Consider the following 21,354-nt stretch of genomic DNA (forward strand, 5'->3'; position numbering starts at 1 on the left):
ATTCCGGCGCCTATTCTTCATTTTCCAGATGGAAACGGTCGGTTTCCTCGTCGTAATCAAAGAGTTCGGCATAACGCGCCCAGCCGATCGCCGTCGTGAGAGTCTGACGCGCGTAGTCGGGGGACATATTCTCCTCCATGGCCTTGCGGAACCTCGCGGCATCGACGACGTGACTCGACCGTTCATCCAGCGTGCTGCGGATTGAACGCAGTACGGGAAGATGGTGAAGGAGAGCCGTCCGCATCAGATCCTTTCGGGTATCTGAGTCGCCTTCGACAAAAGCCCGTCCATCCGGCGAAAGCAGAATATCGCCATCCTCAAGCTCGGCCAGATCCAGAAGCTGAAGCGATTCTCCCAAAGGCAGGAGATCGTCCAGCGTCATCTGAAGTCTCTGGGCAAGTTCGGGAAGATCCGCCCGCCCGGACAGAGGTTCGCTTCCCAGCACCTCCATGAGGCCCACCAGAACCTCAACGGCCAGATCCGGGAGAACAATGGAAAAGGGCGGCAGGGTATTGCCAGTCGCGGCCGATGGCTGGACAGGGTTCGCTTCAGACACGATGGGAGCCCGCCGCGTCATAAGAGTGTAGATCTGATCCACAAAGCGACGGAAATCCTCGTCCTCGCGATTGCGGGGATGAGGGAATGGCACGGCGATTTCATGGGTCACACGGCCTGGGCTGGAGGAGAAAATGAGAATCCTGTCACACATCAGGACCGCTTCCTCGATCCCGTGCGTCGCCAGAAGCATGGCCTTGAGCGGCAGGCGTTTTTCGTCCCACAGTTCGATCAGGTCGGTACGCAGGTTTTCAGCACTCAGCACATCGAGCGCCGAAAACGGCTCGTCCAGCAACAGCAGCGAAGGCTGAAGCGCCAGAGCACGGGCGAAGGAGACACGCTGGCTGAGTGCGTCCGACAGTTCCTTGGGATATGCGTTTTCATACCCTTCCAGCCCCATGACCTCGATTGCGGCGTCGGTCATGACTTCGCGTTCCATGCGGGGCAGCCTGCGCATTTCAAGCCCCAGCGTCACATTCTGCCGAAGGGTCAGCCACGGAAATAGAGCCCCGGACTGGAACACGGTTGCCACCCCGTCCAACGGTCCGGTGACAGGGGATCCCTGCCATAGTACCTGCCCGGACATCGGCGGCGTGAGGCCCGCCATGATCCGCAGCAGTGACGATTTTCCCGAACCCGACCGACCAAGAAGACCAAGAATCTCTCCCGCCCGGACATCGAAACTCACATGATCCAACACGACCAGATCCGTGCTGCTTTCCTTAAGATAGGTCTGGCGACATTCGCGAAGGGAGAGCAGAGATTGCATGGGTCTGTGAGCTTTGGCCTGAGGTTCAGAGAGTATATTTCTGGGCCGCATTCACGGCGAGAGGTTGCAGGACCAGACGGTCCAGAAGCATGGACAGAAGGGTCAGGAGCATGAGCGCCAGAATCTGCGCTCCGAGGGCGCCATCCAGAACTTCCGACAGAAGACGTGCGCCAAGACCGCTTTCAGCAGGGACAAAAGCCTCGGCCACCATCACCGCATTCCACACGGGAACCACCGCCGTCAGAAGACCGCCGCACAGTTCAGGGGCAATCGCAGGCAGAAGAAGCCGACGCCACAGCAGACTTCCACGAAGCCTCAGCCCGGTGGCGACCTGTCGCAACCCCGATGGAATGGCTTTGGCGGCGTCAAGAACGACGATTCCCACCAGCCAGTGCGCCCCGAGAAACAGCAGGATGACGGCTGAATTCAGCCCAAGTTCCCGGCAGAGCGGATAGAGCAGAACCGCCGGAAAGAGGCCACAGGCGGCCACAGCATTCCGAAACGGACTGGACAGGGAGGATCCTCTCTCGCTGATGAAGAGACCGAGCGGAACCCACACCAGAACGCACAGGAACAACGTCCCACATACATGCGCAAAAGTAAGGACGCTTTCGGCAAGATCGGATGAAAGCAGACGGAAAAGACCAGCATGGTGAATCGCGTATGCCAGAAGAAGCAGAGAGAGGGTCGGAAAGACGGCTTCCGGCAGGCGCTGCACCCTACCTGAGGAGGCGGAGTTGACGGTATGGGCGTGCCCGATCCGCCAGTTGCCAATCCATGTCAGAGCCGCTCCTATGCCCTCACTGAGCCATAGGAGGGCTTTTGTCCGACGCCAAACTCCCAGGAGCCAGGACTGCTGACGCGAGCGCTCATGAACCGGGCCTTCGGGGCGGTAGCGCTGTGACCATCCGGTCATTGGGCGCATGATGCACTGATCGACCAAAACGATCAGAACAAGAACAAGAAGAGAGCCTTCAACGATGCCACTCACATGATGATCCAGTGTGGCACGGAGGATTTCCGCGCCGCATCCCCCTGAAGCTTCATGGTTCATCAGCATCATGAGACCTTCGGACGCAATAAGGCGAACCCAGAAGGCTGGCATGGCCTGAATGGCACGGAAGGTCGACAACGGGACAGACATGGGAATCTGCAGGCGCCAGAATCGCTGCCAGCCCGTCATACGAAGGCCCGTCGCGACTTCGTCCAGCGCAAGGGGAAGCGTGTCCTCCGCGTCCAGCACCGCTGTTACGATCCGCCAGATCATGCTGGATGCCGCCACGAGCATGATTGTCAGCGACGGAGACGCTACAGCGCCAATCATGCCGATCAGCCCCAGACCAGGAACCGCGCGTGCGACTGACAGGGCAGGAACAAGAAAGGAGCGGAAACGCGGCCAATGGCATGCTGCCCCGGAGAGAATCAGGGAGCCAAGAACAACGATCTGTAATGACAGGACGACATGCACGAGTGTCAGTGCGCCCATCCGCAGCAAAGCCTGCCCCAAAGAGAGAACGGCTCCCGGTGGCGCGGCGGAGAGAACAGGGGGAACCGGGCCACGATGCACGACTAGCAGAGCAAAAGCCGTCGCACAGAACAGGATCGACAGTTCGACACCGCTCATGCGCTGGCGCCAGCGATGCATGATCCTCAGGGGCATGGCCATGGGGCTGCCCGTCATGATGCGCGTGTTCCCCTGTCAGTCTGAAAATCAGACGTTAGAAAGAGACGTCCGGAGGGCTCAAGTGTTTTCTGCATAACGGCTGGACAGATCAGTGTCCGGTGCTACCAAACCCGTCCTGACCACGAACCGTCTCGTCCAGCGTTTCGACTTCAGTCCAGCGCAGACGGGAGACCGGAGCCAGCACGCCCTGGGCGATGCGTGTGCCGCGCTCAACGGTAAAGGGTTCGGTACCTGCGTTCATAACGATGATGCGGAGTTCGCCCCGATAGTCCTCGTCGATTGTACCAGGCGAGTTGGGGAGCGTGATGCCATGCTTGAGGGCCAAGCCGGAGCGTGGCCGGACCTGCAGCTCATAGGCGGGGGGAAGGGCAATACACAGCCCGGTCGGCACGAGAACGCGCTCGCCCGGAGCAATGATCAGGGGCGCATCGATCGCCGCCAGAAAATCGAATCCTGCTGCACCGGCAGTGGCGTACGCGGGAAGGGGAAGCCCCTCGGAATGAGGCAGGCGCGTGATGCGCACATCAATCAGGTCTGTCATCATGACATCCGTCTTATCGCGGATCGTAGATCCTATGAAGACGATCCTGCAAAGAACGTTGCGATCCGCTCGGCAAGTCTGTCGGCGACATGCATCTTGTCCATTTCCGGCCAGCCCTGAACCCCACTTTCGTCGATCAGGCTGACAGTATTGCGCGTAGCCCCGAATACGCCCTGCCTCACATCGTTGGCCACAAGCCAGTCACATCCCTTGCGCGCGCGTTTGGCCAGGGCATTGTCCAGAACGTCGTCCGTCTCGGCAGCGAATCCCACAACCAGACTAGGACGCCGCGTCGATCGACAGAGTGTTGCCAGAATGTCCGGGTTTTCCACCAGCTCAAGGCTCGGAGGCCCGTCAGCAGTTTTCTTGATCTTGCCCGCTGCAGGCTGCTTCGCGCGCCAGTCACTGACTGCGGCGGCGCATATGGCAGCATCGGCAGGCAGGGCCGCTTCACAGGCAGTCAGCATTTCACGGGCGGTTTGAACGGCAATCCGCCGAACTCCAGGCGGCACTGGAATCGTAACGGGCCCGCTGACCAGAGTAACATCTGCCCCCCTCTGCGCCAGTGAGGCGGCAATGGCGTAGCCCTGCCGTCCGGAAGAGTGGTTCGAAAGGAACCGCACCGGATCAAGCGGTTCAACCGTTGGCCCCGCGGTGACAAGGATATGACGTCCCTGAAGAGAATGGTCAGGCGTCAGGACACTGAGAATACGGTCCCGGATGACGGTTGGTTCGCTCAACCGGCCTGCGCCGATTTCTCCACAGGCCATGCTCCCTACATCAGGGCCCACAACGGAAATACCACGCGCTTCAAGCTGTTTCAGATTGGCCTGTGTGGCGGGGTGCTCCCACATTCGCACATTCATGGCTGGGGCCAGCAGGATGGGAGATGTTGTCGCGAGCAAAAGTGTGGTCGCCAGATCATCCGCGAGGCCATGGGCCATGCGCGCCATGATATTGGCCGTGGCCGGGCAGACGACCACGAGATCTGCGCTTCGGGCAAGAGCGATATGACCGATCTCGCTTTCCTGCGTCGGCTCGAACAGCATGTCATGCACGCGCTCACCCGCCAGCGTCTCAAGACTGAGCGGTGTGACGAATGCCCTGGCGGCTTCAGTCATAACAGGGGTGACAGCGATCCCATCCGCCCGCAGCAAACGCACGAGTTCGAGCGCCCGGAATGCCGCGATCCCTCCCGAGACGATCAGCAGGACGCGGCGCATGGTCTTACAGACGCCAGCCGGAATGGATGGCCGCAATGCCACCAGACAGGTTGCGGTACTGGACCTGCTCCAGCCCCGCATCGCGCATCATCTGGGCCAGTGTTTCCTGATCGGGGAACATGCGGATGCTCTCGGCGAGATACTGGTAGCTCTCGGAGTCCTTGGCGATGATCTGACCCATCTTGGGCAGAACCTGAAAGGACCAGAGATCATAAATCGGTGCGAGAGCCGCGATTTCGACCTGCGAGAACTCAAGGCAGAAGAAGCGTCCACCTGGCTTTAGGACACGACGTGCCTCGCGCAGGACAGCCGGCTTGTCCGTGCAGTTGCGCAGGCCGAACGCAATCGTCACGCGATCAACGGAGCAGTCGGGGAGGGGGATGGCTTCTGCGTCTACGACACAGACCTCGATCTTGCCGATCAACCCGGCCTTGATGGCGCGGTCACGCCCCACGGACAGCATGGCGGCATTGATATCGGACAGAATGGCCGGACCACCCCCGGCACGGAGCCAGCCAAACGTGATGTCACCTGTACCGCCTGCCAGATCCAGCAGCTTCATATTGGGCCGCGGGTTGAGCATTCCAACGAAAATGCGTTTCCAGACGCGGTGAATTCCCAGCGACATCACATCATTCATGATGTCGTATTTCCCGGCGACACTCTCGAACACTTCCCGGACCATCGTCTTTTTCTGGCCACGCGGGACATTGCGGTAGCCGAAATCGATGGTGTCCTCGGCGTGTTCGGAGGACTGGAAGGGCGAGGCGTTGTGTTCTGCGCTATCGGTCATGGGGCAATCGATATATCGTTGAGGCCAGCCATGCCAGAGCTTCCAGAAGTTGAAACCGTCATGCGCGGGTTTCGTGATGCCTTCGAAGGGCATCGAATCAGCCATGTTTCCGTCAACCGCCCCGATCTTCGATGGCCGTTTCCCGCAGATCTGCGGGAGAAGCTGGAAGGGAAACGCGTTCTCTCGTTCCGCAGGCGCGCGAAGTATATTCTCATGCGCATTGAGGGCGGCTGGAGCATGCTGCTGCATTTAGGCATGTCGGGCCGACTCACGATCAGCAGGGCCAGGACGAATGCGACTCCGCCCGCGCATGAGCATCTGGTTCTGGAAACGGACAGCGGTGCGCGGGCAGGGCTTGTTGATCCCCGGCGCTTTGGCAGCGTCGATCTTGTCCGCACAAATGAAGAGGAGGATCACCGCCTTCTCGCGCATCTGGGCATGGAGCCGCTGTCTCCCACCATTACAAGAGGAGGACTGGCGCAGCTGTTTCGGGAGAGGCGTACACCGATCAAATCCGCTCTGCTTGATCAGAAACTGATTGCAGGTCTTGGCAATATCTATGTCTGCGAAGCCCTGTTCCGCTGCGGCATTCATCCAGAGCGACAAGCCTGCACGCTAACCGACGTTGAGGCGCAGGCTCTTTCAGAAGCTATTCCACAGATTCTGGAGCAGGCGATCGCATCCGGCGGGTCGTCTCTGCGCGACTATGTGCAGGCTGACGGCACCAAAGGTGGCTTTCAGGACCTGCATCTTGTCTATGGCCGCGAAGGAGCGCCCTGCCCGAATTGCGGAGATGCCAGTCCGATCCGGCGCATCACGCAGTCCGGACGTTCAACGTTCTTCTGCCCGACCTGTCAGAAATAACCACGAAGGGAGGCGAGGCCGGAAAGATGCCCCCATCCTGTGTAAAATGTGCAAAACACTTGACGGACACGGATCTGGCGGAGTAGAGGGCGCCAACCATTTACGCGACCAAAACGCAAAGTGAACCGAAAGATCCATGGCAAACACAGCTTCTGCCCGCAAGCGCATCCGTCAGAATGAACGTCGCCGTGAGCGCAACGTCGCCCGCATGTCCCGTATGCGTACGTTCATCAAGAAGGTCGAACTCGCTATCCAGTCCGGTGACAAGTCCGCTGCTGCAGAAGCCTTCAAGATTGCACAGCCGGAAATGCAGCGCGCAGCAGGCAAGGGCGTGATCGCAAAGAACACGATTAGCCGTAAGCTGTCCCGCCTGTCCGCTCGCGTGAAGGCTCTGGCAACCGCCTGAGCTTCACCTTCGGGTTGGAACTGAAGAACGCGCTCCCTTCAAGGAGCGCGTTCTTTTTTGACTGCACCCCAGAATTTTTTCCCGAGCATCTGAGTTGGGGCTGCTTATGGGGGACACCCTCATGATATCCCGCTGAACCCTTCGTGTTCCAGCTTGCTTCGGGCAGAACGGACGCCTATCCTGAGCGTTCGACAAAAAAATATCGGATGTCTGGCTCTCCGGGATTTTCCTGCGTTCCTGCTGCGGATTTTCTGTCGAGAGCACAACCTCCCTGCGCGCAGGGACCAATAACTGATGCCCGCGTACTGCGGGACTGGATATGAAAGGGGGTACAATGGTGGAAAACGCTCAGTATCTGGACGCCAGCGCCTCCGCCCCCGGTTCGACGACATCGCTTGAGACCGCCTGGGTCCGCGTTCGTGAGAAACTGAAGAGTGAGGTTGGCGAGGTCGAATACCGGACATGGCTCCGGCAGATCGTTCTAGGGCCACTCGACGAGGATGAACTAACTCTCTACTTACCCACGCGCTTCCTTCGCGACTGGGTACGTAGCCAGTATGAAGAGCGTCTCCAGACGCTCTGGCGTACCGAGCGCGAGGACATTAAAGGCGTGGAACTTCAGGTCAAGCGTGGCCTGCCTGAAGTTCCGGTGGACGACATCGAAGATGCGGATGAAACACCGGGCCTCTCCGGCGACGCTGTACCGCAAAGCACCGCGCCGGAAAGCCGCAGCGATCTGGCTGTTCCGCTTGATCCGCGCTTCACATTCGACACCTTCATCGTCGGCAAACCCAATGAATTTGCGTATGCCTGCGCCCGCCGTGTGGCGGAAAAGCCATCAAGTCCCGGCTTTAACCCGCTGTTTCTGTATGGTGGCGTAGGCCTCGGCAAGACGCACCTGATGCACGCCATCGGTACGGAACTGACCCGTACTGGCAAAGTTTCCGTGGCCTATATGTCCGCGGAAAAGTTCATGTATCGCTTCATTGCGGCGATCCGTTCGCAGTCCACGATGGAATTCAAGGAACAACTCCGGTCCGTTGACGTCCTGATGATCGACGATCTTCAGTTTCTGATCGGCAAGGACAATACGCAGGAAGAATTCTTCCATACGTTCAATGCCCTCGTCGATGCAGGCCGTCAGATCATTGTCAGTGCGGATAAGAGCCCTTCGGATCTGTCGGGCCTTGAAGACCGCCTGCGGACCCGTCTGGGCTGTGGCATGGTCGCCGACATCCATGCCACGACCTTCGAGCTGCGTATTTCCATTCTGGAAGCCAAGGCCAAGGCTTCGGGAACACACGTTCCCTCCAAGGTACTGGAATATCTCGCGCACAAAATCACGACCAATGTCCGTGAACTTGAAGGCGCGCTCAATCGTCTTATTGCCCATGCTGACCTCGTTGGCCGCCCGGTTACGCTCGACACGACGCAGGATGTTCTCAAGGACATGCTGAAGGCCCATGATCGCCGCGTCACGATCGAGGAAATCCAGCGCAAGGTTTCCGAGCACTGGAATATCCGCCTGACGGACATGTCGTCCGCCCGCCGCGCGCGCGCGGTCGCGCGCCCACGCCAGGTCGCCATGTATTTGGCCAAACAGTTGACGAGCCGTTCTCTTCCGGAAATCGGACGTAAATTTGGCAACCGCGACCACACGACCGTCATGCATGCTGTCAACCGCGTCACAGAGTTGATGGATCAGGATACATCCTTCGCCGAGGACGTAGAACTGCTGCGCCGGATGCTCGAAGGCTGATCTCGACCAGCCCCCGATCCCTCTCTTTCCCGAGGGGCGGGGGTCTGCTAGGTTCTCTCAATTAATTCAAGATCTTCACCCGAGGCCCGGAATGAAATTCAAGGTTGACCGTACCCTGCTGCAACGGGCTCTGGCGCATATTCATGGCGTTGCGGAAAAGCGGAATACCATTCCCATTCTGGCCAACGTCCTGATGAGCTTTGAGGGCGATATTCTGCGCCTGACGGCGACGGATATGGAAATCGCTGTTGTGGAAGATGTTCCCGCCACCGGCGAACGCTCCGGCTCCACCACAGTGCCTGCCGCAGTACTTTTCGAAATTGTCCGCAAACTACCGGACGGTGTGGCACTTGAGTTTGATCATCAGGATAGCGAAGCACCGCTGGCCTTGCGCGCGGGCCGTTATGCCACCAGCCTGAATGTTCTGCCGGTCGATGATTTCCCGGCCATGGTCGCCGGAGATCTGCCGCATCGTTTCTCGCTCCCCGCAGCAACACTGCGCGGTCTGATCGACCGCACTAAGTTCGCCATTTCGAACGAAGAAACCCGCTACTACCTAAACGGCATCTATCTGCATGTGGCAGAAAACGGTGCCACCCCGATGCTGCGAGCCGTCGCCACGGACGGTCACCGTCTGGCACGCGTTGAAACGGACCTGCCCAAAGGTGCACGCGGCATGCCGGGCGTCATTATTCCCCGCAAGACTGTCAACGAACTGCGCAAGCTTCTGGACGAAGGGGCGGCTGATCTGGAAATCTCCCTGTCTGACACGCGGATCCAGTTCCAGGCCGGCCCCGTCCTTCTGACCTCCAAACTGATTGACGGAACCTTCCCGGAATATGAGCGCGTCATTCCCAAGGGCAATGATCGCATCCTGCGTGTCGGCAAGCGTGATTTCGCGGCTGCTGTCGGCCGCGTTGCGGCCATCAGCCAGGAACGCTCGCGCCCGGTCAAGCTGTCTGTCACGCAGAATATGCTGAACCTGTCCGCCACCAGCCCCGATCAGGGCGTGGCGCATGAGGAACTCGACGAAAGCGCAGTATCATATGATGCCGCGCCGATCGAGATCGGCTTTCAGGCGCGTTATCTGACAGACATCACCGACCAGATCGACGTCGAAGTGGAATTTGCATTCTCGGATAGTTCCGCTCCAACCATCGTGCGGGATACGGCCGCACCGTCGGCTCTGTATGTTCTGATGCCGATGCGGGTCTAAACGCGAGCGTCTATTGAAACTGACCCGGCTCGCACTGACGGATTTCCGGAACTATTCACACGCTGTCTGGACACCGGAAAAGCGGATATTGGTCCTGACCGGCGAGAACGGGTCCGGGAAAACCAATCTTCTTGAAGCAGTCTCGCTTCTTGCACCGGGTAGAGGACTAAGGGGGGCACCGCTTCCCGTACTGTGCCGCCAGGGAGCAGAAAGCTGGGGCGTCGCCGCTACATTCCGGTCAGGTCTGGAGGAGTTCCAGATCGGCACCGGAAATACACCGGCAAACGGACCACGCCGGATCTTTCAGCTTGATGGCGAAAATGTCCGTTCCCACGCGCGTATAGGCCAGCGCTTCTCCTGTGTCTGGCTGACACCTCAGATGGACCGTCTTTTTCAGGATGGCGCCAGTAGCCGACGGCGCTTTCTGGACAGACTGGTCATGTCTCTGTCTCCCGATCACGGACGACAGATCGCCGCCCATGACCGTTCCGTGGCCAGTCGGAACCGACTTCTTTCAGAACGGCCATCTGAAACAGAATGGATGTCTTCGATTGAAGACTCTATTGCCCGCCATGCTGTCGCAGCCTCCGCCGCACGGCTCGCACTTGTCGAGAGCATGAACGCTCATCCATTTGAAAATGAAGGTTTTCCAGGAAGCACTCTTTCCTTGGAATGCTCCATCGCGAGACGTCTCTCCAACCAGCCGGCTCTGGAAGTTGAAGACTGGATCCGAAATGCTTTGAGCACGTCAAGATCTGATGACAGGATGCGCGGGGCAACCTCTCTCGGAGCTCACAAAGCGGATTTTTCGCTGTCGGATACTGCGACTTCGCGCCCTGCCGAGCTTTCAAGCAGTGGCCAGCAGAAGATCATGCTGACCGGGACCATTCTCTCACATGCCAGATTGATGATTCAGGCACGGCGTCAGGTTCCTGCCATTCTTCTGGATGAACCGTTGCTTCATCTCGATGAACGTATGCGCCATGCGCTTATGCGCGGCCTTGAAAAACTCGACGCACCGGTGATGATTACCGGGACCGATATCGAACCCTTTGCACCGCTAAAGGGGCAGGCACAATTCTTTTCCGTCCGTCATGGGACAATAGCGCCGTCCTGAACGAATGCGCCCGCTGGCCTAAACCGGCTGTGCGGGCTATACTCGTCCAACAGTTTTTCAGAGTACCACGGAGACCGTCACGCGCATGTCAGACACCCAGAACCAGCCCGAGATCCCAAGCGCAGACGGTGAAGATTACGGCGCTTCCTCCATCTCGGTGCTGAAGGGACTGGATGCGGTCCGCAAACGTCCAGGAATGTATATCGGTGATACGGATGACGGCTCCGGTCTGCATCACATGGTCTTCGAAATCATCGATAATGCCGTGGATGAAGCCCAGGCAGGCCACGCCACATATTGCATCCTGACGCTGAATGGCGATGGCTCAGTCTCGGTTCGTGACAATGGTCGTGGCATCCCGACGGATCTGCATCCTGAAGAAGGGATCAGTGCCGCTGAAGTCGTGCTCACGAAACTTCACGCCGGCGGCAAGTTCAATCAGAATTCCTATAAGGTTTCCGGCGGTCTGCACGGCGTCGGCGCGGCTGTGGTAAATGCCCTTTCCGAATGGATGGAAGTCCGCATCTGGCGTAATGGACTGGAGCACAAGATCCGGTTCCAGCACGGTGAGCGCGACGAAGCCCTCCATGTTATCGGCTCTTCCACTGAGGATCGGGGAACGCTGGTTACATTCAAGCCCAGCAAGCAGACCTTCACGAAGGTCGAATTTGATATTTCCATTCTGGAGCGGCGTGTTCGGGAACTGGCCTTCCTGAACTCCGGGATGCTGATCATCCTCCGGGATGAACGCCATGCCGAGCCGAAAGAGACGCGTTTCCATTATGAAGGTGGTCTGAGCGCGTTCGCCGAATGGCTTGATTCTTCAAAAACTTCCATCGTTACGCCGCCTATCACGGGTGAGATCGACAATCCCGAAAGCGGCATCCGCGTCGAGTTCGCACTGACTTGGAACGACAGCTATCACGAGACGATGCTGTGCTTTACCAACAACATTCCACAGCGTGACGGCGGCACCCATCTGGCCGGTTTCCGTCAGGCCCTGACGCGCGTCGTTGGCAAGTATGCCGAAGGGGTGGCTAAGCGTGAGGCCGGATCGCTGACTGGTGAAGACATGCGTGAAGGCATGACAGCCGTGCTTTCCGTCAAGGTTCCTGACCCGAAGTTCTCTTCGCAGACCAAAGACAAGCTCGTCTCGTCCGAAGTCCAGCCTGTAGTACATGCCGCGGCTTCCGATGCAATCTCACACTGGTTCGAAACGCATCCGAAGGAAGCAAAGGCGATCGTCGCCAAAATCATCGACGCCGCCAGCGCCCGCGAGGCAGCGCGCCGCGCCCGCGAACTGACACGCCGCAAGGGTGTACTGGATGTTTCGTCGCTTCCGGGCAAGCTCGCGGACTGTCAGGAGCGGGATGCCTCCAAGGCCGAAATTTTCATCGTTGAGGGTGACTCCGCAGGGGGAACCGCCAAGCAGGGGCGGGACCGTCGCTTTCAGGCCATCCTGCCTTTGCGGGGCAAGATCCTGAACGTCGAACGTGCCCGCTTCGACCGAATGCTGGGCTCCGCGGAAATCGGAACCCTGATTACGGCGCTCGGCACCGGGATCGGTCGCGGCGATGTGGAGCAGGGTGGTTTTTCAGCCGAAAAGCTGCGTTACCACAAAATCGTCATCATGACCGATGCTGACGTCGACGGATCCCATATCCGGACGCTGCTACTGACCTTCTTCTTCAGGCAGATGCCAGAGCTGATCGAGCAAGGTTATCTTTATATCGCCCAGCCGCCGCTCTATCGCGCAAAGCGCGGCCAGGAAGAGCGTTACCTCAAGGACGATGCTGCTCTTGAGCAGTATCTGCTGGACAAGGCTCTTGCCAATGCGTCGCTGCGCTTTGCAGATGGACGCGTATTGACGGGTGAGCCTCTGTCCGAGGAGATCACGTTCCTGTCCGCGGCCACACGCAGGCTCCAGAGCCTTGCCTCCAAGGTTCCCGTCTGGGTCATGGAACAGGCAGCCATTGCGGGTGTTCTGGACAGCGACGTGTCTGTTGCGACGACCCGCATGCCGGACTTCCAGCGTCGGCTTGACGGGGCGTCTTTGCCAAACGAACGGGGATGGAAAGTGTCCATCTCTGAAACCGGTCTCGAATGTGCGCGCTCTGTCCGTGGTGTGGGTGAAGTTTACAGGATTGAGCCCTCACTGCTCCGCTCGGCGGAAGCACGCTGGCTGGTCGCGGAATGGGAGCGTCTCTCCCGTGACTTTGACAAGCCTGTAATCCTGACGCTTGATCCCGCGACGCACGACCTGTTCGGGCCTGCGGCAGTGATGGAACGCATTCTTCTTCAGGGCCGTCGCGGTCTAACCATCAACCGGTTCAAGGGGCTGGGCGAGATGAATGACGAGCAGCTCTGGCACACGACCCTTGATCCTTCGACCCGCACCCTGCTTCAGGTCCGTATCGGGGACGTTGAGGATGCCGGTCAGGTATTCTCCACCCTTATGGGAGACGTCGTGGAGCCGCGCAGAGACTTTATTGTCGGAAACGCCCTTAAAGTTGCCAACCTTGACGTTTAAGGCGCTGGCGTTCGGTATCTGCTTGGCTCTGGCGGCGGCTGTTTCCGCTTCTGCCTGGGCTGGTAATCAGCCCAAGGGACAGGTCGATGCCGATTACGCCGTATACCTCAAGGGTTTTCATGTTCTGAATGCCCATGCCTCCTACCAGATCGAGCCGTGGGGGTATGGTGGCAGTACACAGATCAAGCCGGCCGGACTTATCAGCTGGTTCGTCACCATGGACGTAACCTCGCGCGTTCAGGGCCGCTTTACGCCTGATGGCAATGTGCAGCCTGTTCTGTTCGACAGTGGAGGAATATCCCGGGGCAAGCACAGGCATGTGCGGCTGGAATTTTCCGACGATACCCCCAAAGTCACGGACCTTCAGCCTCCGGAAAGCGACCGTGAACCGGTTCCTGACAGTTCGTTACCGCATACGGTTGATACACTGAGCGGCATGGCGCATCTTCTACATTCTCTGGAAACGACCGGAAAATGTAACGGATCTCAGATCATCTTCGATGGCATCCGGCTTAGCGAAATGGTTGTACATGGTCCGGTTACTGCCGATATTCCGCGGGAACAGAGAGAATTCTATTCCGGCCCGGGCTTGCGCTGCGATTTTGTGGGGCGCCAGTTGGCGGGGTTCATCAAAGACTCTCCCAACCGCGCCAAACTTGCTGCCCCCCAACCGGGATCGGTATGGTTTTACAGGATTGACGGTCTGGGCCTTGTCCCCGTGCGGATAGAGTTCAGCCACCCGAAACTCGGACGTGTCACCGTGGTCATGCAGCATGCCGTAAACCGTTGAATAGACAGTCGATGCCTGTTGCAATAATCGGCAATTCGAAGTGATGAAACAGCCTCCCGCATCCGTTTGACGCGGACCTGCGGTTTGGATACCCCGGGCGGGACATGACCGACAGCACCCAACGCACCACCGCCATCATTCTCGCCGCAGGACTCGGCACACGCATGAAGTCCCGGCTGCCCAAGGCGCTCCATCGTCTGGGCAACCAGCCAATGATCAACCATCTCATTACGACGGCCAGAGAGGTCTTTGACGACATTGTCGTCGTGACAGGGCCAGACATGCCCGCCTTGGAAGAGGCAGTCCACCCATACCGGACCGTCACTCAGGTGGAGAGGCTGGGAACGGCCCATGCGGCCAGCACAGCGCGTGAACTTTTCGGAACGGGTGATGTCGCAATCCTTTATGCTGACAATCCCCTGATCACGGCCGAGACGATGAAACGTCTCCTTGCCGCACGGCAGGAAGGAGCAAGCCTGGCTCTTCTGGGAATGCGCCCTTCAGAACCGGGCCGCTATGGCCGCATCGTGGAAGAACAGGGACGGGTCACGAAAATCGTGGAGTTCAAAGACGCTACGGAAGAGGAACGTCGTATTCCTCTCTGCAATGCGGGCGTGATGTGCGCAGGCGCCGAAGACTTCAGGAACTGGCTTGCGAATGTCCACAATGACAATGCCCAGGGCGAATATTACCTGACGGACGTGGTCGAAATGGCAGCCCAGAACGGAGCTGTAATCTGCGTGGAAGCTGCCGAAGCAGAACTGGCGGGCGTGAATTCACGAGCAGAACTGGCACAGGCTGAGGCCACACTGCAAAACAGGCTGCGCGATGCGGCCATGGATGCGGGAGTGACGCTTGTTGCACCTGAGACTGTCTTCTTCAGCACCGACACGCTTCTGGAAGCCGATGTAACGATCGAGCCGAATGTTTTTTTCGGGCCTGGCGTTACAGTGCGCACAGGCGCTCTGATCAGGGCTTTTTCACATCTGGAAGGCTGTGAAGTCGGAGAAGGCGCGATGATCGGTCCGTATGCGCGGCTGCGTCCTGGAACACTCTGCGGCGCGCACTCCCATGTCGGGAATTTCGTCGAACTCAAAAACGTGGAGCTGGGTGAAGGAGCGAAAGCCAATCATCTGACCTATCTGGGGGACGCGTCCGTGGGGGCTGCCACGAATGTGGGAGCGGGAACCATTACCTGCAATTATGACGGCGTCTTCAAACACCGCACTACGATCGGCGAACGAGCCTTTATCGGGTCCGATTCCATTCTGGTGGCTCCGGTTACCATTGGCGACGATGCACTGATCGCGGCTGGGAGTGTCATCACGCAGGATGTTCCTGCAGGCGATCTGGCTTTTGGCAGAGCCCAACAGACGCTCAAGACCGGTCGTGGCATTCAGATCAAACAGTCTCTCAAAGCTCGGAAGGAACAGGGCTGATGTGCGGCATCTGTGGAATTGTAGGGCATAAGCCCGCCAGCCCCATCGCATTCGAAGCGCTCCGACGGCTGGAATATCGCGGTTATGACTCAGCGGGTATTGCAACGCTGACCGCCTCGGGAGAGATCGACCGCCGCCGTGCTGCAGGCAAACTGGACAATCTTGAGCGTGTCCTTCGTGACAATCCGCTGCCCGGCACGACCGCCATCGGCCACACCCGGTGGGCCACGCATGGCGCACCGACAGAAAACAACGCCCATCCTCACGAAGCTGGTGGCGTGGCCATCGTGCATAACGGGATCATTGAAAACTTTGCAGAGCTCAAGAAGGAGCTCGAAGCGAAGGGACGGATTTTCGTTACCGAGACGGATTCAGAAACCGTCGCCCATTTAGTGGACGATTATCTCCAGCAGGGGTTCGAGCCGCGGGATGCGGCTTTCGCCGCAATCAAGCGACTTGAGGGCGCTTATGCGATCGCCATGATCTTCAGACATCATGAAGGTCTTCTGATCGGTGCGCGTCATGGAGCCCCGCTGGCTGTCGGGTATGGTGAAGGGGAGATGTTTCTGGGCTCCGACAGTATCGCCCTGGCACCGATGGCGCGGAAAATGACGTATCTCGAGGACGGAGACTGGTGCGAACTGACGCCAGGTCATGTCCGGATCTTCGACATGACGGGGGCTGAAGTTTCCCGCCCGGTTCAGGATCTGACGTTTATGGCCGGGCAGGTCGGTAAAGACGGTTATCGGCATTACATGGAGAAAGAGCTCCATGAACACCCATCCGCCATTGGCCAGACGCTGAAACGGATTACGGACCCTGCCTCCAAACGTGTCGTTCTGCCGGAAATGCCGTTCGATCCCGCGCAGGTTCCCCGTATCACCATCACGGCCTGCGGCTCAGCCTATTATGCCGGCATGGTGGGGCGATACTGGCTGGAATCCCTTGCCAGGATCCCCGTAGAGATCGATGTTGCCTCTGAAATGCGCTACCGGGAGCCACCTCAGCCGGACAGGGGGGTAGCGTTACTGATTTCCCAGTCTGGTGAAACAGCCGATACGCTTGGGGTTCTCAGGAGCCTCAGGAAAGCTGGCCAGAGCATCGTATCCGTCCTGAATGTTGAACATTCGACCATGGGCCGGGAGAGCGATCTGGTTCTCGGCATGGATGCGGGACCCGAAATCTCGGTTGCTTCCACAAAGGCGTTCACAGCCCAGCTTACCGTTCTGGCCGCCCTGTCGATCGAATTTGCGCGCGCGCGGCAAAAAATAGACCTGGCGCGCGAGGAGCGTTTGACCGCAAGTCTTCTGGACCTGCCATCACGTACGGCAGAAGTATTCGCCCGTACCAAAGATATCCAGACGATGGCTGCTGTTGTGGCGCAGGCGCGGGACGTCCTCTATCTCGGACGCGGCATTTGCACGCCCATCGCATTTGAGGGCGCCTTAAAATTAAAGGAAATCAGTTATATCCATGCTGAAGCTTACGCTGCGGGTGAACTCAAGCATGGGCCGATCAGCCTGATCGACCAGACGGTCCCGGTGGTGGCCATCGCACCGTCCACGATCTTGTTCGACAAAACGCTTTCCAATTTGCAGGAGGCCAAGGCAAGAGGCGGACGTATTCTGGCATTCACGGACGCCGAAGGCGCAAAACGCCTGAAGGATGTCGCCGAGCAGATTGTCGTCATGCCGGATGCCGATGCTTTCGTAACGCCCATTCTTTACGCCATTCCCGTGCAGATGCTTGCCTATGAAGTTGCGCTGCTCAAGGGCACGGATGTCGATCAGCCTCGCAATCTCGCCAAATCTGTTACGGTGGAGTGAAAGATTTGGCGCAGGACTGTCTGTTGCGGCAGAATTGAAGGCTGAATGGACGTAAAACACTAATAGAGGGAATGGATATGGGCGGAGACGGATTAACCGGTGTACCGGTCGGAAATTCCGGCATGTCGCCGGATGCATCTGCCACTGCTCAACGGGAGAGCTTCATTGCTCGCCTAAAGGCGCAGGGATTTGCAGGCGACATCAGCAAGGATATCTCCTCGCGCCTCGTTTTCTCTACAGATAACAGCATCTATCAGCGACTTCCGTCCCTAGTTCTTTACCCGCGCAACGGAGAAGATCTTAATCGCGCGGTGAGGGCAGCAGACGGGCACATCACTCTTGCCGTTAGAGGTGGAGGAACAGGAACGAACGGACAGTCCCTGACCGATGGGGTTGTGGTCGATGTATCCCGTTATCTGGACCACATTCTGGATTTCGATGCGGAAGAGGGAACCGTCACCGTTGAGCCAGGTGTTATTCTGGCGCGCCTGAATGCATTCCTGAAGCCTCACGGGTGTTTCTTTCCGCCTACTGTTTCCACCGCGACGCGGGCTACGATCGGCGGGATGATCGCGACGGATGCGTCCGGCAAGGGCTCCCGTATCTATGGCCGGACCTCGGATTATATCGAGGCCATGGATGTCGTTCTGTCCGATGGGTCGGACCTTCATGTCACCCGTCTCAGCGCGGACGGTCTGGAACAGGCTTGCGCCGGGACAGACCTTTCTTCACGGATCCACGCTGAAGTTCGCAGAGTTGTCACCGAACACGCAGCAGAAATTCAACGCGTCTTTCCGGACATGAACAGAGGTTTGACAGGCTACAACCTTCAGAACCTGCTGCATGACGATGGCAGCTTTCATCTGGCGCGTCTTCTTGCCGGGTCAGAAGGCACACTCGCCCTAACGCGCCGGGTCGTGCTGCGTGTCAGGCGCCTGCCGAAATACCGCCAGCTTATTGTCGTTCGTTATACCAGTTTCAATGGCACCCTGTGTGATGTGCAGACCCTTCTGCCGGCCGGACCTTCAGCCGTGGAGGTACTGGATGACCGCGTTCTCGCCAGGGCGCAGCAGGATGTGACATGGCACGCGCTGGAACAGGTTCTGGGCAGCCGCACGTCTCTTCCGGTCAAGGGTCTCAGTTTTGTCGAGTTCGTGGGAGACGATCCCGACCTTCTGAGCGAACAGATCGCGTCAGCCGTAAATCTTCTTGAGAACTCTCCCTATAAACCAATTGATTATAAAGCAGTTTCTGATCCTGACATCATCGCAAACCTCTGGACGCTAAGAGAAAAATCCGTTGGCCTTCTGGGACGCCCCGACGGTCACAGGCAGGGCGTTCCCTTTGTAGAAGATACAGCTGTACCCCCTGAAGTCCTGCCCGAATATGTCAGTGAGTTCCGTGATATTCTGGACGGATATGGCCTGTCCTATGGCATGTTCGGTCATGCCGATGTCGGCTGTCTGCATGTCAGACCGTTTCTGGACATGCTGACGGAGGAAGATCGCGCGCTGATCCGGCCGATCTCTGATGCGGTAGCGGCTTTGACAAAGAGGCATGGTGGTCTACTCTGGGGAGAGCATGGCCGCGGCTTCAGAGGCGAATTTTCTCCGCTTTTTTTTGGCGAGACGCTGTTTGCCGAGCTTTGCCGGATCAAGGACACGTTTGATCCAAAAGATATTTTCAATCGGGGCAAACTTGCACCGGGGGGCATGGGACACCCCGTGGACCGGATTGATGGTATCCCGTTCAAGGGAAGCTTCGACGAGGAAATCGCGCCGGAACTGCGCGACGCTTACGGCCTGTCCGTCAGTTGCAACGGAAATGGAGCCTGCTTCAACCGTGAGCCGGACATGGCCATGTGCCCATCCTACAAGGCCACCAAAGATCGCAGGCAGTCTCCGAAAGGGCGGGCACTTCTGATCAGGAGCTGGACGAGGCTGCGGTCTCTGCCGCAGGACGCGCCTGACCGGAGCCTGCTTCCCGCCGTGGCAGAGCAACTCCACACGGCGCTTGACACCTGCCTGTCCTGCAAGGCCTGCGCAACGCAGTGCCCGATCCGCGTGGACATTCCCTCCATGCGCTCGAAATTTCTCGCAAGCTATTACCGTGAGCGTCACAGACCGTTCCGGGATTATCTGGTCTACTGGCTCGAACCGCTCCTGGCTCTTGGGCGGATAGCGCCAGGAGCAGGCAATGTTCTCCTGCATAATCCGCTGTCACGCAGTATTCTGTCGAGGGTCGGGCTTGTCGACCTTCCTCGCCTCCGACCTGCACGGCTGGGTAGGAAAGCCCATATCAACCGCACATGGTTGCGCCATAGCCGTGGCAATCCAGACGCAGTGATCCTGATCCAGGATTCATTTACTGGCAGTTTTGATGGCGGCCTGACGGAGAAAGTGCACGCTCTTCTGACCACACTTGGACTGGACGTCCGGGTCACGCCCGTGTGGGACAACGGCAAGGCGCGTCATGTCCTGGGTTTCCGCCGGGGGTTTGGAGTTACCGCAAGACATACGCTTCGGAAACTGAACCGGATCGGCAGTTTCGGAATTTCGCTTGTGTCACTGGACGCTGCGACCGGCCTGATGTTCACTCAGGAGTATCGCGACATCTCAGGAGCCGGGTTAATGCCTAAAATCATGCCTCTGGAAACATTCCTACGTGGCAGGATTGAACAGAATGCACTCCAGAGCCGGGGTCAGGCATCACAGGCGCAGAAAAACCCCGAAACGTCCTTTTCGGTTATCTCCCATTGCACCGAGCAGGCGTCCCGTCCGGAGAGTGCAGGGGACTGGGCTTTCGTTCTCCGTTATTTCGGTCTTGCCGCAGAGGCAGGCAAGGCGGGCTGCTGCGGAATGGCGGGTCTGTTCGGACATCAGAAGGAACAGGCCGGATTATCTCGCCGGATTTTTGAGCAGAACTGGCAGGCCAAAATAACGAAGCCTGTTCTGGCAACCGGTTTCTCTTGCCGCTGCCAGACGGAGCGACTTGCGGGCCTTCGCCCAGCGCATCCGGCAGAGGCCCTGCTTGATGTTCTTCAGGAACAGGCATGAAAACAAGGTATTAATAAAGAGATGCTATGTCTGGACGCATTGGGTCTGACCTGTAACACTATTGGCCGATCCGGCGATGCGCGGCCGTCTATGGAGCCCCCTGGAGTACGAATGTGATGTCCTCTCTTCCGTCAAGGATCTATGCCGTTGTCGATCACCCTCGCTGGGTGGAAAGACTGGGGGGAGCGGGGCTGCGGTTTATTGAACTGTATCTGCGGGACATGCCCGAAGAAGATATCCGCGCCCAGGCGCAGTTAGCCCAGGAACTTGCGACAAGATGTAACGTTTCCCTGGCACTGAACCGCTACTGGCAGATCGCGATCGAGCTTGGATATGAATGGGTTCATCTGGGCCCCGAAGATCTCGAGACGGCCGATCTGGACGCGATCCGCACGGCAGGCCTCCGGTTTGGCATCTCCACGCATGATCATGTGGAACTGGAAACGGCACTGTCCTGCAAGCCGGACTATGTCTCGTTCGGTCCTGTGTGGGCCACGCAACTCAGGGGTGTCCCACTTTCCGGGCGCGGGCTGGAGCGACTGGTGGAATGGCGGGAACTTTGCGGAAATGTTCCGCTTGTGGCGATCGGGGGAATGACCATTCCTCGTATGCGGGACTGTTTTGCCGCTGGCGCGGATACGGTTGCGGCCATGAGCGCCTTCATTGCTCATGAAGACCCCGAAGGTCAGGTACGGGAATGGCTCAAAGCCGTTTCCACCGAAGCCCCGACAGCTTGAAACACACACGATCATCCCACGATGATCGCATGAAGGGACAGACATAACG

The 21,354-nt window shown here is 58.3% G+C and carries 16 protein-coding genes; 11 read left to right on the forward strand and 5 right to left on the reverse strand.

Annotated elements, in window-relative coordinates; all coding sequences use genetic code 11:
- Positions 1-10: 10 nt before the first annotated feature.
- From GKA01_RS05645 to GKA01_RS05665, 5 genes are all read right to left on the reverse strand, one after another.
- On the reverse strand, positions 11-1,324 hold the full coding sequence (locus GKA01_RS05645; protein ID WP_146860065.1) for an ABC transporter ATP-binding protein: 1,314 nt from the start codon (positions 1,322-1,324) through the stop codon (positions 11-13).
- A 25-nt stretch (positions 1,325-1,349) separates the two neighbouring features.
- On the reverse strand, positions 1,350-3,005 hold the full coding sequence (locus tag GKA01_RS05650; protein WP_146860068.1) for an ABC transporter permease family protein: 1,656 nt from the start codon (positions 3,003-3,005) through the stop codon (positions 1,350-1,352).
- 91 nt (positions 3,006-3,096) lie between these two features.
- The gene (gene dut / locus GKA01_RS05655) at positions 3,097-3,552 is read right to left on the reverse strand and encodes a dUTP diphosphatase (protein WP_146860070.1); all 456 of its coding nucleotides are present in this window, start codon (positions 3,550-3,552) and stop codon (positions 3,097-3,099) included.
- 29 nt (positions 3,553-3,581) lie between these two features.
- Complete coding sequence (coaBC, locus tag GKA01_RS05660; protein WP_146860072.1) at positions 3,582-4,772, reverse strand: bifunctional phosphopantothenoylcysteine decarboxylase/phosphopantothenate--cysteine ligase CoaBC; 1,191 nt, start codon at positions 4,770-4,772, stop codon at positions 3,582-3,584.
- Between the two features lie 4 nt (positions 4,773-4,776).
- Positions 4,777-5,565, reverse strand: coding sequence for a class I SAM-dependent methyltransferase (locus tag GKA01_RS05665; RefSeq protein WP_146860074.1), 789 nt, complete (start codon positions 5,563-5,565; stop codon positions 4,777-4,779).
- Between the two features lie 30 nt (positions 5,566-5,595).
- On the opposite strand from GKA01_RS05665, the gene mutM reads away from it, so the two are divergent.
- From mutM to GKA01_RS05720, 11 genes are all read left to right on the forward strand, one after another.
- Positions 5,596-6,429, forward strand: a complete 834-nt coding sequence (gene mutM, locus GKA01_RS05670) for a bifunctional DNA-formamidopyrimidine glycosylase/DNA-(apurinic or apyrimidinic site) lyase (protein ID WP_146860077.1) — start codon at positions 5,596-5,598, stop codon at positions 6,427-6,429.
- A 136-nt stretch (positions 6,430-6,565) separates the two neighbouring features.
- Entirely contained in the window at positions 6,566-6,835 is a 270-nt protein-coding gene (gene rpsT / locus GKA01_RS05675; RefSeq protein ID WP_146860079.1) for a 30S ribosomal protein S20, read from the forward strand.
- A gap of 319 nt (positions 6,836-7,154) precedes the next feature.
- On the forward strand, positions 7,155-8,594 hold the full coding sequence (dnaA, locus tag GKA01_RS05680) for a chromosomal replication initiator protein DnaA (RefSeq protein ID WP_228119790.1): 1,440 nt from the start codon (positions 7,155-7,157) through the stop codon (positions 8,592-8,594).
- 91 nt (positions 8,595-8,685) lie between these two features.
- Positions 8,686-9,810, forward strand: coding sequence for a DNA polymerase III subunit beta (dnaN, locus tag GKA01_RS05685; RefSeq protein WP_146860081.1), 1,125 nt, complete (start codon positions 8,686-8,688; stop codon positions 9,808-9,810).
- A 13-nt stretch (positions 9,811-9,823) separates the two neighbouring features.
- Positions 9,824-10,927 (forward strand): DNA replication/repair protein RecF, encoded by a 1,104-nt coding sequence (recF, locus tag GKA01_RS05690; RefSeq protein WP_146860083.1) that lies wholly within the window; start codon positions 9,824-9,826, stop codon positions 10,925-10,927.
- An 85-nt stretch (positions 10,928-11,012) separates the two neighbouring features.
- Positions 11,013-13,457, forward strand: a complete 2,445-nt coding sequence (gyrB, locus tag GKA01_RS05695; protein ID WP_146860085.1) for a DNA topoisomerase (ATP-hydrolyzing) subunit B — start codon at positions 11,013-11,015, stop codon at positions 13,455-13,457.
- Positions 13,447-14,247 (forward strand): DUF3108 domain-containing protein, encoded by an 801-nt coding sequence (locus GKA01_RS05700; protein WP_228119789.1) that lies wholly within the window; start codon positions 13,447-13,449, stop codon positions 14,245-14,247. Before gyrB ends, GKA01_RS05700 begins: the two co-directional genes overlap by 11 nt.
- A gap of 104 nt (positions 14,248-14,351) precedes the next feature.
- The gene (gene glmU, locus GKA01_RS05705) at positions 14,352-15,686 is read left to right on the forward strand and encodes a bifunctional UDP-N-acetylglucosamine diphosphorylase/glucosamine-1-phosphate N-acetyltransferase GlmU (RefSeq protein ID WP_146860089.1); all 1,335 of its coding nucleotides are present in this window, start codon (positions 14,352-14,354) and stop codon (positions 15,684-15,686) included.
- Positions 15,686-17,512, forward strand: coding sequence for a glutamine--fructose-6-phosphate transaminase (isomerizing) (gene glmS, locus GKA01_RS05710; RefSeq protein ID WP_146860091.1), 1,827 nt, complete (start codon positions 15,686-15,688; stop codon positions 17,510-17,512). Before glmU ends, glmS begins: the two co-directional genes overlap by 1 nt.
- 77 nt (positions 17,513-17,589) lie before the next feature.
- Positions 17,590-20,568, forward strand: coding sequence for an FAD-binding and (Fe-S)-binding domain-containing protein (locus GKA01_RS05715; RefSeq protein ID WP_146860093.1), 2,979 nt, complete (start codon positions 17,590-17,592; stop codon positions 20,566-20,568).
- Between the two features lie 116 nt (positions 20,569-20,684).
- Complete coding sequence (locus GKA01_RS05720) at positions 20,685-21,305, forward strand: thiamine phosphate synthase (RefSeq protein ID WP_146860269.1); 621 nt, start codon at positions 20,685-20,687, stop codon at positions 21,303-21,305.
- Positions 21,306-21,354 lie beyond the last annotated feature (49 nt).

Source organism: Gluconobacter kanchanaburiensis NBRC 103587 (assembly GCF_007988905.1).
Taxonomy (GTDB): Bacteria; Pseudomonadota; Alphaproteobacteria; order Acetobacterales; family Acetobacteraceae; genus Gluconobacter; species Gluconobacter kanchanaburiensis.

What these genes read in the sequence shown, in the direction of transcription:
- GKA01_RS05665 (WP_146860074.1), bottom strand. Translation starts at nt 5,565, where the DNA reads ATGACCGATAGCGCAGAACACAACGCCTCGCCCTTCCAGTCCTCCGAA.
- GKA01_RS05650 (WP_146860068.1), bottom strand. Translation starts at nt 3,005, where the DNA reads ATGACGGGCAGCCCCATGGCCATGCCCCTGAGGATCATGCATCGCTGG.
- dnaA (WP_228119790.1), top strand. Translation starts at nt 7,155, where the DNA reads ATGAAAGGGGGTACAATGGTGGAAAACGCTCAGTATCTGGACGCCAGC.
- GKA01_RS05720 (WP_146860269.1), top strand. Translation starts at nt 20,685, where the DNA reads ATGTCCTCTCTTCCGTCAAGGATCTATGCCGTTGTCGATCACCCTCGC.
- dnaN (WP_146860081.1), top strand. Translation starts at nt 8,686, where the DNA reads ATGAAATTCAAGGTTGACCGTACCCTGCTGCAACGGGCTCTGGCGCAT.
- GKA01_RS05645 (WP_146860065.1), bottom strand. Translation starts at nt 1,324, where the DNA reads ATGCAATCTCTGCTCTCCCTTCGCGAATGTCGCCAGACCTATCTTAAG.
- glmS (WP_146860091.1), top strand. Translation starts at nt 15,686, where the DNA reads ATGTGCGGCATCTGTGGAATTGTAGGGCATAAGCCCGCCAGCCCCATC.
- rpsT (WP_146860079.1), top strand. Translation starts at nt 6,566, where the DNA reads ATGGCAAACACAGCTTCTGCCCGCAAGCGCATCCGTCAGAATGAACGT.
- GKA01_RS05715 (WP_146860093.1), top strand. Translation starts at nt 17,590, where the DNA reads ATGGGCGGAGACGGATTAACCGGTGTACCGGTCGGAAATTCCGGCATG.
- glmU (WP_146860089.1), top strand. Translation starts at nt 14,352, where the DNA reads ATGACCGACAGCACCCAACGCACCACCGCCATCATTCTCGCCGCAGGA.
- gyrB (WP_146860085.1), top strand. Translation starts at nt 11,013, where the DNA reads ATGTCAGACACCCAGAACCAGCCCGAGATCCCAAGCGCAGACGGTGAA.
- dut (WP_146860070.1), bottom strand. Translation starts at nt 3,552, where the DNA reads ATGATGACAGACCTGATTGATGTGCGCATCACGCGCCTGCCTCATTCC.
- mutM (WP_146860077.1), top strand. Translation starts at nt 5,596, where the DNA reads ATGCCAGAGCTTCCAGAAGTTGAAACCGTCATGCGCGGGTTTCGTGAT.
- coaBC (WP_146860072.1), bottom strand. Translation starts at nt 4,772, where the DNA reads ATGCGCCGCGTCCTGCTGATCGTCTCGGGAGGGATCGCGGCATTCCGG.